Below are 14,539 nucleotides of genomic sequence, written 5' to 3' on the forward strand. Positions count from 1 at the left end.
GGTCAACCGGCTTTGTTAGGTGAAAGGGTTTGTGAATAAGGATCGGGAATAGCAAGAGCGGCCAAAATATCGCGCTCCCATTGTTCCATAAGTTCCGCCTCGGCATCATCTTCATGGTCATAGCCAAGCAGATGTAAAAATCCGTGCACGATCATATGGTTCAAATGATGGTCGAAGGGTTTTCCTTCCTCCTGCGCTTCGCGCATTACTGTTTCGCGCGCGATAACAATGTCGCCGAGCATAGGGCCTGGCTTTGCGCCTGCTTTGACAGGAAAGGCCGGAAAAGACAAAACATTGGTTGCCTTATCCTTGTTGCGCCACTGCGCATTCAGCTCCTGAATAGAAGCATCATCGGTAAAAACGAGACTTAGCTCTGTTTCCCCTTCATCGGTAAAAAGGCTTTTCCATGCGGCATCAACCGCTTTTTGTGCCACTTGGAGTAAGACGTCCTCTTCAGGCCAGCCTTCCGCCTCTATCAATATATCGATGTCGATCACTTTTAAAACGGCAGTTGCGGCTAACAAGAAACCGGCTGACGCATAGTCCTTTCTCTTACAAACTCTAAAGTCGTATTAAATACCATATAAACATGAATAGATCATAGCACACATCACAAAATACAAGGTTTAACGCCTCACTATTTTGTCACGTCAGCTCTGTGATCTGCCGTCATTGTCATAGGCTTCAACAATTGCTGCCACCAGCGCATGGCGCACCACGTCTTTCTGGGTGAAGCGAACGGTCACAACACCATCCACATTGTCCAGAATACGCAAGGCTTCAACAAGGCCGGATTTCTGCCCCGGGGGTAAGTCAATCTGGCTCGGATCACCAGTGACAATCATGCGTGAGCCCTCACCCAAACGGGTGAGAAACATCTTCATCTGCATGGAGGTGGTATTTTGCGCCTCATCCAGAATAACCGCTGCATGTGCAAGGGTACGGCCGCGCATGAAAGCAAGCGGCGCAATTTCAATCACACCAGCAGCCAAAGCACGCTCCACCTTATCGGCAGGCATCATATCATAAAGCGCATCATAAAGCGGACGCAGATAAGGATCGACCTTCTCTTTCATGTCGCCCGGCAAAAAGCCCAGACGCTCGCCCGCTTCCACCGCCGGACGCGACAGAATAATGCGCTCGACCAACCCACGTTCCAGCAGCATCGCTGCATGGGCAACCGCCAGATAAGTTTTACCTGTACCCGCAGGCCCAACACCAAAAACCAGCTCCGAGCGATCAAGCGCGCGCATATAGGCATCTTGTGTCGGTGTGCGGGCAAAAATGGTTTTCTTACGGGTGGAAATCTGAGCGGAGGCCAGCTTGCCTTTATTTTCCATTGTAGGAAGCGGTAATTGGCCTTCCGCAGTCGTGGTTATATTTCCCGCCATTCGCAAAGCGCCATCCACATCAGAAAGCGTAATTTCACGTCCTTTTTGTAAAAAGCCGTAAAGCTCATCCAATGCGCGTCGCGCCTGCTCGGTCGCTGAAGGTGTACCGCGAATCGTCAGCTCATTGCCTTTGGAGCGCACATCCACACCGAGCTTCTGCTCGATGCGTGCCAGATTTTCATCAAACTGCCCGTAAAGCGCAATGGCATGACGATTATTGTCAAAAGTCAGCACAATATGCGCCATATCCGAAGCGCCATTAGATAATTTGGTCTGTGTTTCAGTCTTACTCTTATCGGTCTTCAGCTGTTCTGTAGCGCTCAACCGGCTCTCCTCATGACACGAAAAACACCCGCGAAACTGTATGATGGTCTTATCATGCCTTTAAGACAGTTTTTTCGCAACCAAACTATTGGTTCCTGTGGAAATGATTTCAACATTGATAATATCACCAATGTTGTCGTGATTATTATCAATAATAACTGGCAGGAGCCACGGTGAACGCCCAACCATCTGATGTTCTTCACGACCCGGCTTTTCAATCAACACGCTGGTTTTCTTGCCCACCAGACTATCCTGAAACGCATATTGCTGCTCATTGAGCAAAGCCTGCAAGCGCTGCAAACGCTCGTCTTTAACGGCTTCATCCACATGATCCGGCAAATCTGCACCCGGTGTGCCCGGACGGCTCGAATATTTAAACGAATAGGCTTGCGCATATTTTACATCACGCACCAGCTGCATCGTATCTTCAAAATCCTGATCTGTTTCGCCCGGAAAACCGACAATAAAATCACCTGACAGCGCCATATCAGGGCGTGCTTCACGGATACGTTCGATCAGACGGCGATAATCATCACCCTTATGTTTGCGGTTCATCGCCTTCAAAATACGGTCAGAACCAGCCTGCACCGGCAAATGCAGATAAGGCATCAAAATATCAAGATCACGATGCGCATTGATCAGTGCATCATCCATGTCACGCGGATGGCTGGTGGTATAACGAAGACGTGTCAACTCCGGCACTTCGGCCAGACGGTAAAGCAATTCGCCAAAGCCCCATTCACGGCCATCATCGCCAAGCCCGTGCCATGCATTCACATTCTGGCCAAGCAGGGTAATTTCACGCACACCACCGGCCACAAGCTTTTCAGCTTCGGCAACAATTTGCGCAACCGAACGCGATACTTCTGAGCCGCGTGTATAAGGCACAACGCAGAATGTGCAGAATTTATCGCAACCTTCCTGCACTGTCAGGAAGGCGGACACACCACGCTTGCGCACCACTTCACGCTGGGGTGCCGGCAGATGTTCAAATTTATCTTCCAGCGCATATTCGGTTTCAACAACCTTTTCACCATCGCGCACTTTAGCCAGTGCCTGCGGCAAGCGGTGATAGGTCTGCGGGCCGATCACGAGATCAACGGAAGGCGCACGGCGCAGGATTTCTTGTCCTTCGGCCTGTGCCACACAACCAGCCACACCAATGGTCAGCTCTTTGCCTTTGGCAGCATTTTTATCTTTAAGTTTGCGCAAACGGCCAAGAGCTGAATAAAGCTTTTCAGAAGCGCGCTCACGAATATGACATGTATTGAGCAGAACCAGATCCGCATCTTCAGGCGTATCGGTCGTTACATAACCTTCTGCGGCCAAACTATCGGCCATGCGCTGACTGTCATAGACATTCATCTGGCAGCCATAAGTTTTCACAAAAACCTTGCGCGGATTTGCACCTGTAATTGCCGATGTGCTTGCATCAGCGTCAAGGGATGAAGAAGGGGTCAGTGTCGTTTCAAGAGTGCTCATAGGCTGGCTTCTAAACCTTTTATCGCCGTTTGAGAATAGTTAGTCTGATGATATTTCCATCAGTCCGGTTTAATTTCGCGCCCGAGAAGCGAGGACTGCAATTGCGAGCGTACCCGCTCTTCCATCACTCTGGCCAAAAGCTTACGGTCGGTATTGGCATCAATCACCATTGGCTCGCCGAAAGTAATTTCCACATCAATTGCACCTTCTTTCAGGATGCCTTTCAGATGTGGCATTAATTCGACATCACCCGGCCAGGACGCAATCGGGCGATGATAGCGCCCCATCGGCATACCATGCACGCCCGTATAGGCAATGGAAACTGGCTGAACTGTCACATGTTCAGCGCCACCCTCACGGATGGCAGCATGGGCGGCACCAAAAAGTGCGGTCTTAAATGGCAATAAACGATTGCCATCTGATGTTGTCCCCTCAGGAAACAACACCATTGCATCGCCTGCCGCCAGTCGTGTGGCAATTTCAGAAGCCTGCTCGCCGGTTTTGCCACGCTTTGCCCGCTCGACAAAAACCGAGCGTTGCAAATACGCCAAAACACCAAAAACCGGCCATGACCGCACCTCGGATTTAGCGATAAACGACACTTCGCCGACGGTTGAAAGCACAATAATATCGCTCCATGAAACATGGTTCGACACCAGCAATAGCGGACGGTCTTCGCTCATTGTGCCAATCGTTTTAACGCGAAAACCAAAAAGCCTTGCCACTAAGCGATGGAAAAAGCGCGGCAAACGGCGCTGGAAAACATGGTTCAGCTTCATGAAAACATACTGAAACGGCACCAGCGAAACCACCAGCAGAATGAAAGCCACCAGCACAAAAATGATTCTGACTGCACCAATCATTTGGCAGCCACCAGATCACGGCGCAAAATCAGCGCCGAGGCAAAAGTGCCATCCGCGTGCTGATAATAGCTTGGACGATCACCGACTTTGATAAAGCCAAGGCGATTATAAAGCGCCTGTGCCGCTACATTGCTTTTATCCACTTCCAAAAACAGGCTTGCCGCCCGCTCATGATGCAAATGGCGCAAAACAGCATCCATCAGCCCGTGTCCGGCACCTAATTTACGCGAAGCGGTAGCCACAGCAATGGTCAGAATTTCAGCCTCATCCACAACAAGACGCGCCAGCACAAAACCGGCCAGCCTCTTAGGTGCTCCTTCGGGACGCGCCAAAAAGCCAAACACTGTCGGCTCGCTCAACAGCCCGCGAAAGTCTTCCGTGCTCCAGCCCTGATGGAAAGAGGCCATATGCACATCTTCCAGTTCAGCACTGTCATCAAGCGTCAATGGCGCAATTGAAAAGCCTTTTTTACTAAAGTGCTCCATCAAACGTCCCATTATTTTCTTCGCTGATAACTTGCCCCTCAGGCCGCACATTTTGTACTTTTCGCCTCACCCCTATGACGCCTGCTCATCTTGCTCAGCTTCTGCTTTTCTGGGTAGAGCAAAACCAACCTGCGGCTTAGCGTCAGGCCCGCGCAAATAAAGCGGCTTTGGTGCTTCACCTGCCTGTTTTGAAGCTGCAATGCGCGCATAAACAGCAATATCTGCGGTTGGCTCGGTTTGCGCAATCATGCGGCTTTCATCCAGCGCCTGACTAACAGCCGGCGCAGCCGACCCTGTCAGCGCATGATCAGGTTTTCCGGCACATAATGCGACCGCCTCTTCCAAGGTCAGCGCCAAAGGTTCCGTTTCCGGCACACCATTGCCATCAAAGCTTTGGGCAAAGATTTCGCCGCGATGCGCATCAAGCAGCACCAAAACCGGATGCCCGCTCTTATTTTCCTGTGCTTGCACACAAAGCGCTTCAAAAGCGCTGACGCCGATTGCTGTTGTTTTCAGCGCTAAAGCAAAACCACGCGCTGAAGAAACAGCAATGCGAACACCGGTGAAAGAACCCGGCCCCACATTCACCGCCACGCGATCGATCTGGTGAAAATCAAATTTTGCCTCTGCCAGTACTTCATCGACATAGGCCATCAACACTTCAGCATGGCCTTTGCCGATATTTTCACGGCGCTGTGCCAGCACTAAAGCTTTATCGCTGTCATAAAGGGCGGCGGCACAAAAAGAAGCCGCAGTATCAAGGGCAAGTATTTTCATAATCTATCAGGTAAAACAGATATTGCGTTGCGGCAAGCTTTAGAGCCTTTTTTCCGCAATCAGAAACACTATATTTTATATAAACTTGTTATTGAGAGGGAACCAACTGTCATTAACAGCGTTTAATTTAAGAGATGTGGCTCTGGCGAGCTCCCATTCGCACGAGACACAGACAGTGAAATTTGCAAAACGAGCGAGGATATAATGGCTAAAACCCATAACACACGTAACGATCTGCCATCCAATGCTAAGGCAACGGTTATTTCTCTGCTTAATCAAAATCTGGCGGCAACACTTGATTTGTCATTGGCCACCAAGCAGGCTCATTGGAATCTCAAAGGTCTCCAATTTATTGCCGTGCATGAAATGCTTGATGGTTTCCGCGACAGTCTGGACGAACATACCGACACCATTGCCGAACGCGTCGTGCAATTAGGCGGCACCGCTTTTGGCACAGTGCAAACTGTCGGCAACGACACCAAACTCAAACCATATCCGACCGATATTTATAATATTCACGATCACCTTAATGCGCTGATCGAACGCTATGCGGATGTGGCCAATCTGGTGCGTCAGTCCATCAAGGATGCCGATGAAGCCGGTGATGAAACTTCGGCTGACGTCTTGACGGCTGCCTCGCGTGACCTCGACAAATCCTTGTGGTTCCTCGAAGCGCATCTGCAAGAAAAGAACTAAAGCTCTTAGCCCTTTTTAGCGGCAACCGGTGTGATACAAACTTTTGTATGGCCGGCATTGATAAAGCCCAAACGGCTTGCCGCACCTTTCGATAAATCAAGCACGCGGCCTTTAATGAAAGGGCCGCGGTCGTTTATCCGCACCACCAGCGACTTACCATTTGCCTGATTGGTGACTTTAATTTTTGTGCCCAGTGGTAATGTGCGATGTGCAGCGGTCATACCCGACGGGTTCATGCGCTCACCTGACGCGGTTTTCGATGTCAGCGCATACCATGAAGCACCGCCGCATTGTCCGGCAGCGGCCAGCGCCGTATTGGCGGAAAAGGCAACAGCCATACCAACGGTCAATAAAGCCACATATTTTGTCATCGTCTCAAGCGTCCACAGTTGCACATCAGGATTTGCAAAGCCGCTCTTTTACTGTTTCTTTTTGAAAACAATAAAAGGCAGGTTTTAAAAACGCTGCCCGACTGACCTGTAAATGTGGCGCTCAAGTGGACGAAATAAAGATGATTTAAGGCATTTTGAACCTACAGTTAAAAGGAAAATTATCCCATAATTCTAAATTTTACTGTTTATATTTGAGTATATATTTTCTACATCTTGATTATATTCACATGAATCAGTTTTTAAATATGATTACCACCAATTTATCATCGGGAAAAATCGTTAACTTTCACCTTTTCAAAGTGACGCCCGCTATTTTCACTGTTGTAAAATGAAAGCGGTATGCAGGCTGAGGAGCTTTTTATTCTGCGCTTAAGTGTTAACGCCCATCGGGGCAATTAACTTTTATGGCTTTTTCATGGCAAGAAACATGCCTGAACCGCATAAAATAACACGGCGCAACAGTTTGTGATCGCGTAAAGTTTACTTTTTTACACTGGTTTTCGCTGATCTGGCACTTTGAACACTGGCGATTCCATGCACAAAGCAGTATCAAAATAGCCGTCCGTCATTTATCGATATCGACACCTTGAAAGACATGCAGTGAGCAACCCGCAACCTGACGACATTAATGCACAACCAAACGGGGCAGAAACAGCCAGCCGTGGAAGCGTTTTGTCAAAAGCGCAACGCATCATTTATATGGTACTGGGTTTCTTAATGCTTGCGCTGGGCATTATCGGTGCATTTCTGCCTGTTATGCCAACGACCATTTTCATCATTTTGGCTGCATGGTTTTTCGGCCGCTCCTCACCCAAATTTGAAGCAAGGCTGCTGGCGCATCCGCAATTCGGCCCCTTACTGATTAAATGGCGCGACAAAGGTGCAGTACCGGTTAAAGCCAAGTTCTTTGCCTGTGGCGGCATGACATTAGGCTATGCAATTTTTTGGTGGGGCGCACAGCCCGGCCTCTGGCTTGCATTAGCAGTTGGTATCTTCATGCTCGCCAGCGCAATTTATGTTGTCAGCCGTCCAAACGGCTAAGCATAATAAACGCCGTCCAAGCGGCTAAAGCCACACTTAAAAATTGCCCGATATTTTTTGATAAAGTTCATATGACACAAAGCTGTAATATTACTGTCATATGACTGTAATAAACAGCGCCTAGACGGTTAGTGACATTAAACGTCATTGTCTTTACCCAACTGGAGCTACTCCTATGAACACGTTGATTTCCACAACCGCTGCACTTGCTATCGCGGCTGTCATGTCCGTTTCCGCAGCTTCCGCTCGCGATCAGATCCAAGTCGCTGGTTCTTCAACCGTTCTGCCATATGCAAAAATCGTTGCCGAAACTTTCGGCGAAACCTACCCAGACTTTAAAACTCCGGTGATTGAATCCGGCGGTTCGGGCGCAGGTATTAAAGAATTCTGTAAAGGTGTTGGTGAAAACACAATCGACATCGCCAATGCATCCCGTGCACTGAAAGATTCCGAACTGAAATCCTGCATCGAAGCAGGCGTTAAAGATGTTCAGGAAGTCCGTTTCGGTTATGACGGCATCGTCTTTGCAACCGATGCAAAGGGCCCTGAATGGAAGCTGAAGCCTGCTGATCTTTATCAGGCTCTGGCTGCTAAAGTGATCGTAGACGGCAAGCTCGTCGACAATCCGAACACCAAATGGAATCAGGTTAACGCCGCTCTGCCGAATTGGGACATTGCTGCCTATATCCCTGGCGAAAAGCACGGTACCCGTGAAGTTTTCGAAGAAAAAGTTCTCACCGAAGGCTGTAAAGTTTCCGGTGCTCTGGAAGCCATCAAAGCAACCGGCCTTGATGACAAGGCAGCAGCTTCTGCTTGTATCGCAGTGCGTAAAGACGGCAAAGCCGTTGATATCGACGGCGATTACAGCGAAACCCTTGCCCGCATCGACTCAAACAAAACCGGCGTTGGCGTTTTCGGCCTCTATTTCTACGAAAACAATGCTGACAAGCTGCGTGTAGCAACCGTCAACGACGTTGTTCCTTCAGCTGAAACAGTTGCTTCCGGCGAATATCCGGTATCGCGTCCGCTGTTCTTCTACGTGAAAAAAGCGCATCTCGGCGTTATTCCTGGCCTGAAAGAATATGTAGACTTCTTCTTGTCAGAACAGATGGTTGGCCCGGACAGCCCGCTGGCTGAATATGGTCTGGTGCCTGCACCAGAAGCTGAGCGTGAAGCACAGCGCACCGATTTTGCAGCAGGTAAAGTACTGGCGGCCAAATAATAAAAAAGATCCATGCGGCCGGATATCCGGCCGCATGGATCATTTCATTCTTCGCAGGCATTTGCCTGCAACAAGCTCTTATTCCAGCACTTTCACTAAAGTTTACATAGCGCGCTTTAAGGAAAATGAATGTCCGCCTTGATGGTTTTTCTCACAGTCATACTGATAGGTTTGGCTGGATTTTTTATGGGGCGTCAGAAAGCGCTTTCACAATATAAATCCGTGCCCCAAAACGAAAAAATGCACTCACGGCCTCATTATCACGGCTGGTGGGTGTTTTTAGTTTCTGCATTGCCAGCCGCTATCTTCATGATTGTCTGGTTGATCGGCTCTTCGATCTATATCAATCACAACACAACCGCCCAGCTGGCAGCGGCCTCGACCACCAATCAAAACCTGAATTTGAGCATGGTGAACGGCCTTGTCAAAGCCATCAACATTCTCACACCTGCTGAAAGAGAGGCTCTGCCGACTGATTATCAGGCTGTGCGTGACATGATGGGCAATAAAGGTGTTGTGATTGCCTCTGAAGGCCAGAATTTCATGGTGCCGATTGCCCAATATTGGATAAAAGCATCATCTCTTGCACAAAACACCGGCGCCATCATCAGCATTGCATTGGCTCTTGCCGGTCTGGTCTTTGGTATCTCCACGATCAAGGTACGTGCGCGCGCCCGTAACAATGTTGAAAAGATCGTGTTGTGGGGTTTGATTGCAGCTTCCGCCATCGCCATTGCCACCACGGTCGGCATCATTTTCTCGATGCTGTTTCAGACAATCACTTTCTTCCAGTCCGTTTCTCTTTCTGATTTCTTCTTCGGCACAGTTTGGGACCCGCGCTTTGCAGCTGCCGGTTCTGATGGTGCTGTTGGTCAGTTCGGCCTTATTCCGCTGCTGGCCGGTACACTTTATATCGCCTTTGTTGCTATGTTGTTTGCCGTTCCGGTCGGCCTTTTCTCAGCCGTTTACATGGCAGAATATGCCTCGCCAAAGGTGCGCAGCATTGTCAAACCGGTGCTGGAGCTGCTGGCCGGTATCCCGACCATCGTTTACGGCTTCTTTGCCATGGTCACCGTCGGCCCGTTTTTACGTGATTTGAGCATGGCAATCGCCGGTGGTCAGGGCTTTATCATGGCACAAAGCGTGCTCACCGCAGGTTTGGTGATGGGCGTGATGCTGATCCCGTTTGTGTCTTCGCTTTCCGACGACATCATTACAGCCGTGCCCAATTCCATGCGTGACGGCTCGCTCGGTCTTGGTGCGACACAATCGGAAACCATCAAAAAAGTCGTGCTGCCTGCTGCTCTTCCGGGCATAGTCGGCGCACTGCTTCTCACCGCATCACGCGCGATCGGTGAAACCATGATTGTGGTGCTGGCTGCCGGTGTTGCCGCCAATCTGACGCTCAACCCGTTTGAAGCTATGACCACCATTACCGTTAAAATCGTCAATCAGCTGACCGGTGACCTTGAGTTTAACTCACCGCAGACATTGGTTGCCTTTGCGCTTGGCATCACCTTGTTCTTCCTGACGCTGATCATGAACATTTTTGCGCTCTATATTGTTCGCAAATATCGGGAGCAGTACGACTGATGAGTGACACAAGCCTTACTACAAATTCAACAGGTGCCCCGATGAGTGCAAAACCAGCGCGCCGTGATATCGGCATCAAACGCCGCTATGCTGCTGAACGCCGCTTCCGCCTTTATGGTGTGCTGGCAATTGCCATCGGTGTGTTCTTCCTCTGTTCATTGCTGTTTACCGTCTTTTCCAATGGCTACACCGCTTTCTGGCAAACCACTGTCAGCATTCCGGTTATGTTGGATGAAAAAACCATTGATCCGGGCAATAAGCGTGCTGAGGATCCGAATGTCCTCATTACCGCCAATTACCCGATTTTGGTACGCAATGCCTTGGCAGAACATTTGAAAGTTCCGGCCAGCGACAAGCCTGCTATGCGTGAACTGGGCAAATTCTATTCTGATGGTGTGCGCGTGCAGCTGCGCCAGATGGTGATGGATAATCCGTCGCTCATTGGCACAACACAGAATATCAAATTCCTTGCCAGCGCCGATATTGATTCAGCCTTTAAAGGCCAGATCGATTTGAGTGTAGCGGAAACAAACCGCAAAGTGTCCGACCGTCAGGTTACATGGATGAACACGCTTTCAGAACAAAGCGTGATGGGGCAGTCCTTCAACACGGGGCTTTTTCTCAACGGCGCATCCAGCCGCCCTGAAACCTCCGGTCTGGCTGTTGCCTTTGTCGGCTCGCTTTACATGATGCTGATCGTGCTTTGTGTAGCGCTGCCGGTAGGTGTTGCGGCCTCCATTTATCTGGAAGAATTTGCCAAGAAAAACCGCTTCACCGACTTGGTCGAAGTCAACATCAACAATCTGGCAGCTGTTCCTTCCATCGTTTTTGGTCTGTTGGGACTGGCAGTTTTCATCAACCTCTTCGGCTGGCCGCGTTCAGCCTCTCTGGTCGGTGGTCTGGTGCTTTCGCTGATGACCCTGCCAACCATCATCATTGCCACCCGTGCAGCACTGCGTGCTGTGCCACCATCCATCCGCGATGCCGCTTTAGGCCTTGGCGCTTCCAAAACACAAGTTGTGTTTCACCACGTGCTGCCGCTTGCAGCACCAGGCATTCTGACCGGCACCATTATTGGTCTGGCACAGGCTTTGGGTGAAACTGCACCGCTTCTTCTCATCGGTATGGTTGCTTTCGTGGCCAACGTACCGGTTTCACCGCTTGATCCTGCAACGGCGCTGCCGGTTCAGATCTTCATGTGGGCGAACGAAGCCGAGCGTGCCTTTGGGGAACGCACATCCGGTGCCATCATTGTACTTCTGGCATTCTTGGCCATTATGAACATTGCTGCCATCATCCTGCGCCGCCGCTTCGAGCGTCGTTGGTAAGCGGAGCCATAACGATGAATTATGTATCAGAACATCCTCAGGACAACACACCGGGAGTTAATATGAACCTCAGCGCCCAACCAATCAAAATGCGCGGTGAAAAAGTCAGCGTGTTTTATGGCGCAAAACAAGCGCTGTTCGGAGTTGATCTCGACATTCCTGAAAAGATGGTCACGGCTCTGATCGGCCCTTCGGGTTGCGGCAAGTCCACCTTCCTGCGCTCGCTTAACCGTATGAATGATACGATTGAGGGCTGTCGCGTCGAAGGCAAGATCACGCTCGATAATGAGGATATTTACGATCCGAAAATCGACGTGGTGGAACTGCGCGCCCGCGTTGGCATGGTATTCCAGAAGCCTAATCCGTTTCCAAAATCCATCTTCGACAATGTGGCTTACGGCCCGCGTATTCACGGCCTTGTCAAAGACCGTACCGATCTGGAAGAAACGGTTATTACCAGCCTGAAAAAGGCCAGCCTTTATGAAGAGGTCAAAGACCGCCTTCATGATGCCGGCACCGGCCTTTCCGGTGGTCAGCAGCAGCGCCTGTGCATTGCCCGCGCTATTGCAGTCAGCCCTGAAGTTATCCTCATGGATGAGCCTTGCTCGGCGCTTGACCCGATTGCCACAGCTAAGATCGAAGAGCTGATCGACGAACTGCGCCAGAATTATACGATTGCAATCGTAACCCACTCCATGCAGCAAGCCGCGCGTGTTTCGCAAAAAACCGCCTTCTTCCATCTTGGCAATATTGTCGAGGAAGGCGAAACTGAAGCGATCTTCACCGCACCAAAAGAAAAACGGACACAGGACTACATCACCGGCCGCTTCGGCTGATTGTTGTTGCCGATACTTTTTTAAGAGGTTTTTTCATGCCTATAAAACACACTGTCCGCTCTTATGATGAAGAACTGAAATTTCTGGCCCATAAGATTGCCGAAATGGGCGGCCATGCCGAGCGTATGGTCGAGCAATCCATTGCCGCAATCGTCAATGCCGACCAAGAACTGGCACAGCGCGTCATTGCTGATGATCTGTTTCTCGATGCTGCCGAGCGCGAGATCGACGACAAAGCCATCACCATCATTGCCAAGCGTCAGCCAATGGCGATTGACCTGCGCGAAATTATCGGTGCCATCCGCATTTCCGCTGATCTGGAACGCGTTGGTGATTTGGGCAAAAACATTGCCAAACGCGTGGCGGCTGTTTCCGACACCCGCCAATCCGTCAAGCTCTATCGCGGCCTTGAAACCTTGGCTGAACTGGCACTCACCCAGCTAAAAGAAGTGCTTGATGCCTATGCCACCCGTTCGGTGGCACAGATCAATATTGTGCGTGACCGCGATGATGAAATCGACGCTATGTACACCTCGATCTTCCGTGAGCTTCTCACTTATATGATGGAAGATCCGCGCAACATCTCTTCCTGCACCCATTTGCTGTTCAGCGCCAAAAACATTGAGCGCATCGGCGACCACGCCACCAATATTGCCGAGACGGTTTATTATATCGTCACCGGCCAGCAAATGCCGGCCGAACGGCCAAAGGAAGACCTCAGCCACGACATCATCGTGGATGAGGCCCGCAAGCCTTAAATGACCGGAAAGGCGGACAAGATTTTGATGAAAATAATTGTCCGCCAACGGTTTTATGTAGTTTTCAAGAGCGGCGCTCCCGCTCTGCACCCTAGCTTTGTCGCAATTTCAGCCTGCCAGACTTACCCAGACTTACATTGCAACTGCATGGTCTGACTTTTGCGCCAATTGACTGAAGGAATCTCGTGATGTCACATGCTCCCAAAATTGCCGTCGTGGAAGATGAAGAAGCGCTTAGTGTATTGCTGCGCTATAATCTGGAAGCGGAAGGCTATCAGGTCACAACCATCATGCGCGGCGATGAAGCAGAAATTGCTTTACGCGAAGATGTGCCCGACCTGTTGATTTTGGATTGGATGCTGCCCGGTGTCTCCGGCATTGAACTATGCCGTCGCCTGCGCCAGCGCGCAGAGACCGAACGCCTGCCGATTATCATGCTGACAGCCCGCGGCGAAGAAAGCGAGCGCGTGCGCGGTCTGGCCGTGGGCGCGGATGACTATGTGGTCAAACCTTTCTCGACACCTGAGCTGATTGCCCGTGTCAAAGCCATGCTGCGCCGTGCTAATCCGAGCTTGCTCTCCCATGTGCTGAAAGTCGGCGATCTCATCCTCGATCGCCAGCAGCACCGTGTCTATCGTAAAGACAAGGAAGTGCATCTGGGCCCGACAGAATATCGCCTGCTTGAATATTTCATGATGGCACCAGGGCGCGTGTTTTCGCGAAGCCAATTGCTGGATGGTGTTTGGGGCGCTGATATTTACGTTGATGACCGCACCGTGGACGTTCATATCGGGCGCCTGCGCAAAGCCATTAACCCGAATGGTTCCACCGACCCGATCCGTACTGTGCGTGGCGCAGGATACTCATTCGGTTAAGATTAAAAAAGCGGCAGTTCGATTAAATCGGCTGCCGCTTTTTCGAATCGATATCTGTCCTGTAAATCATAGTTTTGAATGAAATTCGTACAAACGGGTCAATTCTCACGCAAAGTTACAATTCACGCATAAAGTTGAGAATGGTGTCCGGAACCATAATTGCAAAAGCCCGTTAGCGGTTTTGAAATTGCGTCCGGTCTAAGTCTGCGTTAAAGCAAACGAAACTGCCCTGCCTCTCTTTGTTTGCCTGAAAAGGCTGTAACTCAGGGGCTTTTAAAGCAAGCTGCATGAAAATGCGCCGCAGCATCAGTCAAAGCTTTTTAAGAAAATATTAATATAAATAAAGTTTCATCAGGTCTGTATCCCGATAAACTTCGCGTCTTTTAGGCGTTCATTCACGAATTTATTGTAACTGTGACATTTGACCCACAGGTTCGAATGCGGTTAAAAAATCACACGGATCCACGAAAGACAAA

15 protein-coding genes are annotated in these 14,539 nt (G+C 50.1%); 8 read left to right on the forward strand and 7 right to left on the reverse strand.

Annotated features, from left to right (window positions below; all coding sequences use genetic code 11):
• Nucleotides 1-2: 2 nt before the first annotated feature.
• From ybeY to tsaB, 6 genes are all read right to left on the reverse strand, one after another.
• On the reverse strand, nt 3-524 hold the full coding sequence (ybeY, locus tag ABDZ76_RS04655; RefSeq protein ID WP_343801950.1) for an rRNA maturation RNase YbeY: 522 nt from the start codon (nt 522-524) through the stop codon (nt 3-5).
• Nucleotides 525-650: 126 nt separating this feature from the next.
• A complete protein-coding gene (locus ABDZ76_RS04660) occupies nt 651-1,715 on the reverse strand; it encodes a PhoH family protein (protein ID WP_343801953.1) in 1,065 nt (354 codons plus the stop codon).
• A gap of 60 nt (nt 1,716-1,775) precedes the next feature.
• Entirely contained in the window at nt 1,776-3,197 is a 1,422-nt protein-coding gene (gene miaB, locus ABDZ76_RS04665) for a tRNA (N6-isopentenyl adenosine(37)-C2)-methylthiotransferase MiaB (RefSeq protein WP_343801956.1), read from the reverse strand.
• Nucleotides 3,198-3,256: 59 nt separating this feature from the next.
• Nucleotides 3,257-4,060 carry a lyso-ornithine lipid O-acyltransferase gene (gene olsA / locus ABDZ76_RS04670; RefSeq protein WP_343801959.1) on the reverse strand — a complete coding sequence of 268 codons (804 nt, stop codon included), beginning with the start codon at nt 4,058-4,060 and terminating at the stop codon, nt 3,257-3,259.
• A complete protein-coding gene (locus tag ABDZ76_RS04675; RefSeq protein ID WP_374844558.1) occupies nt 4,057-4,560 on the reverse strand; it encodes a GNAT family N-acetyltransferase in 504 nt (167 codons plus the stop codon). Before ABDZ76_RS04675 ends, olsA begins: the two co-directional genes overlap by 4 nt.
• Before the next feature lie 57 nt (nt 4,561-4,617).
• Nucleotides 4,618-5,322 carry a tRNA (adenosine(37)-N6)-threonylcarbamoyltransferase complex dimerization subunit type 1 TsaB gene (gene tsaB, locus ABDZ76_RS04680; protein WP_343801965.1) on the reverse strand — a complete coding sequence of 235 codons (705 nt, stop codon included), beginning with the start codon at nt 5,320-5,322 and terminating at the stop codon, nt 4,618-4,620.
• A gap of 204 nt (nt 5,323-5,526) precedes the next feature.
• On the opposite strand from tsaB, the gene dps reads away from it, so the two are divergent.
• On the forward strand, nt 5,527-6,018 hold the full coding sequence (dps, locus tag ABDZ76_RS04685; RefSeq protein WP_184222212.1) for a DNA starvation/stationary phase protection protein Dps: 492 nt from the start codon (nt 5,527-5,529) through the stop codon (nt 6,016-6,018).
• A 5-nt stretch (nt 6,019-6,023) separates the two neighbouring features.
• On the opposite strand, the gene ABDZ76_RS04690 is transcribed toward dps, so the two are convergent.
• On the reverse strand, nt 6,024-6,356 hold the full coding sequence (locus ABDZ76_RS04690; RefSeq protein ID WP_343803094.1) for a septal ring lytic transglycosylase RlpA family protein: 333 nt from the start codon (nt 6,354-6,356) through the stop codon (nt 6,024-6,026).
• A 726-nt stretch (nt 6,357-7,082) separates the two neighbouring features.
• Between ABDZ76_RS04690 and ABDZ76_RS04695 the strand changes: the two genes are divergently transcribed.
• The 7 genes from ABDZ76_RS04695 to phoB all read left to right on the forward strand — a co-directional run bounded on the left by ABDZ76_RS04695 (nt 7,083) and on the right by phoB (nt 14,063).
• The gene (locus ABDZ76_RS04695; RefSeq protein WP_374844559.1) at nt 7,083-7,451 is read left to right on the forward strand and encodes a YbaN family protein; all 369 of its coding nucleotides are present in this window, start codon (nt 7,083-7,085) and stop codon (nt 7,449-7,451) included.
• Between the two features lie 175 nt (nt 7,452-7,626).
• Nucleotides 7,627-8,673, forward strand: coding sequence for a PstS family phosphate ABC transporter substrate-binding protein (locus ABDZ76_RS04700; RefSeq protein WP_343801971.1), 1,047 nt, complete (start codon nt 7,627-7,629; stop codon nt 8,671-8,673).
• A 129-nt stretch (nt 8,674-8,802) separates the two neighbouring features.
• On the forward strand, nt 8,803-10,266 hold the full coding sequence (pstC, locus tag ABDZ76_RS04705) for a phosphate ABC transporter permease subunit PstC (RefSeq protein WP_343801974.1): 1,464 nt from the start codon (nt 8,803-8,805) through the stop codon (nt 10,264-10,266).
• Complete coding sequence (pstA, locus tag ABDZ76_RS04710; RefSeq protein WP_343801977.1) at nt 10,266-11,594, forward strand: phosphate ABC transporter permease PstA; 1,329 nt, start codon at nt 10,266-10,268, stop codon at nt 11,592-11,594. Before pstC ends, pstA begins: the two co-directional genes overlap by 1 nt.
• A gap of 14 nt (nt 11,595-11,608) precedes the next feature.
• A complete protein-coding gene (gene pstB, locus ABDZ76_RS04715) occupies nt 11,609-12,430 on the forward strand; it encodes a phosphate ABC transporter ATP-binding protein PstB (protein WP_343801979.1) in 822 nt (273 codons plus the stop codon).
• Between the two features lie 35 nt (nt 12,431-12,465).
• On the forward strand, nt 12,466-13,188 hold the full coding sequence (gene phoU / locus ABDZ76_RS04720) for a phosphate signaling complex protein PhoU (protein ID WP_343801982.1): 723 nt from the start codon (nt 12,466-12,468) through the stop codon (nt 13,186-13,188).
• A gap of 188 nt (nt 13,189-13,376) precedes the next feature.
• Nucleotides 13,377-14,063: a phosphate regulon transcriptional regulator PhoB gene (phoB, locus tag ABDZ76_RS04725; protein WP_184222197.1), complete on the forward strand. Its 687-nt coding sequence runs from the start codon at nt 13,377-13,379 to the stop codon at nt 14,061-14,063.
• Nucleotides 14,064-14,539 lie beyond the last annotated feature (476 nt).

Source organism: Paenochrobactrum glaciei (genome assembly GCF_039522165.1).
GTDB lineage: Bacteria > Pseudomonadota > Alphaproteobacteria > Rhizobiales > Rhizobiaceae > Paenochrobactrum > Paenochrobactrum glaciei.

Coding starts and splice junctions, on each gene's coding strand:
- dps (WP_184222212.1), top strand. CDS start 5,527: ATGGCTAAAACCCATAACACACGTAACGATCTGCCATCCAATGCTAAG.
- tsaB (WP_343801965.1), bottom strand. CDS start 5,322: ATGAAAATACTTGCCCTTGATACTGCGGCTTCTTTTTGTGCCGCCGCC.
- pstC (WP_343801974.1), top strand. CDS start 8,803: ATGTCCGCCTTGATGGTTTTTCTCACAGTCATACTGATAGGTTTGGCT.
- ABDZ76_RS04700 (WP_343801971.1), top strand. CDS start 7,627: ATGAACACGTTGATTTCCACAACCGCTGCACTTGCTATCGCGGCTGTC.
- phoU (WP_343801982.1), top strand. CDS start 12,466: ATGCCTATAAAACACACTGTCCGCTCTTATGATGAAGAACTGAAATTT.
- pstA (WP_343801977.1), top strand. CDS start 10,266: ATGAGTGACACAAGCCTTACTACAAATTCAACAGGTGCCCCGATGAGT.
- miaB (WP_343801956.1), bottom strand. CDS start 3,197: ATGAGCACTCTTGAAACGACACTGACCCCTTCTTCATCCCTTGACGCT.
- olsA (WP_343801959.1), bottom strand. CDS start 4,060: ATGATTGGTGCAGTCAGAATCATTTTTGTGCTGGTGGCTTTCATTCTG.
- pstB (WP_343801979.1), top strand. CDS start 11,609: ATGAATTATGTATCAGAACATCCTCAGGACAACACACCGGGAGTTAAT.
- ABDZ76_RS04690 (WP_343803094.1), bottom strand. CDS start 6,356: ATGGCTGTTGCCTTTTCCGCCAATACGGCGCTGGCCGCTGCCGGACAA.
- phoB (WP_184222197.1), top strand. CDS start 13,377: ATGTCACATGCTCCCAAAATTGCCGTCGTGGAAGATGAAGAAGCGCTT.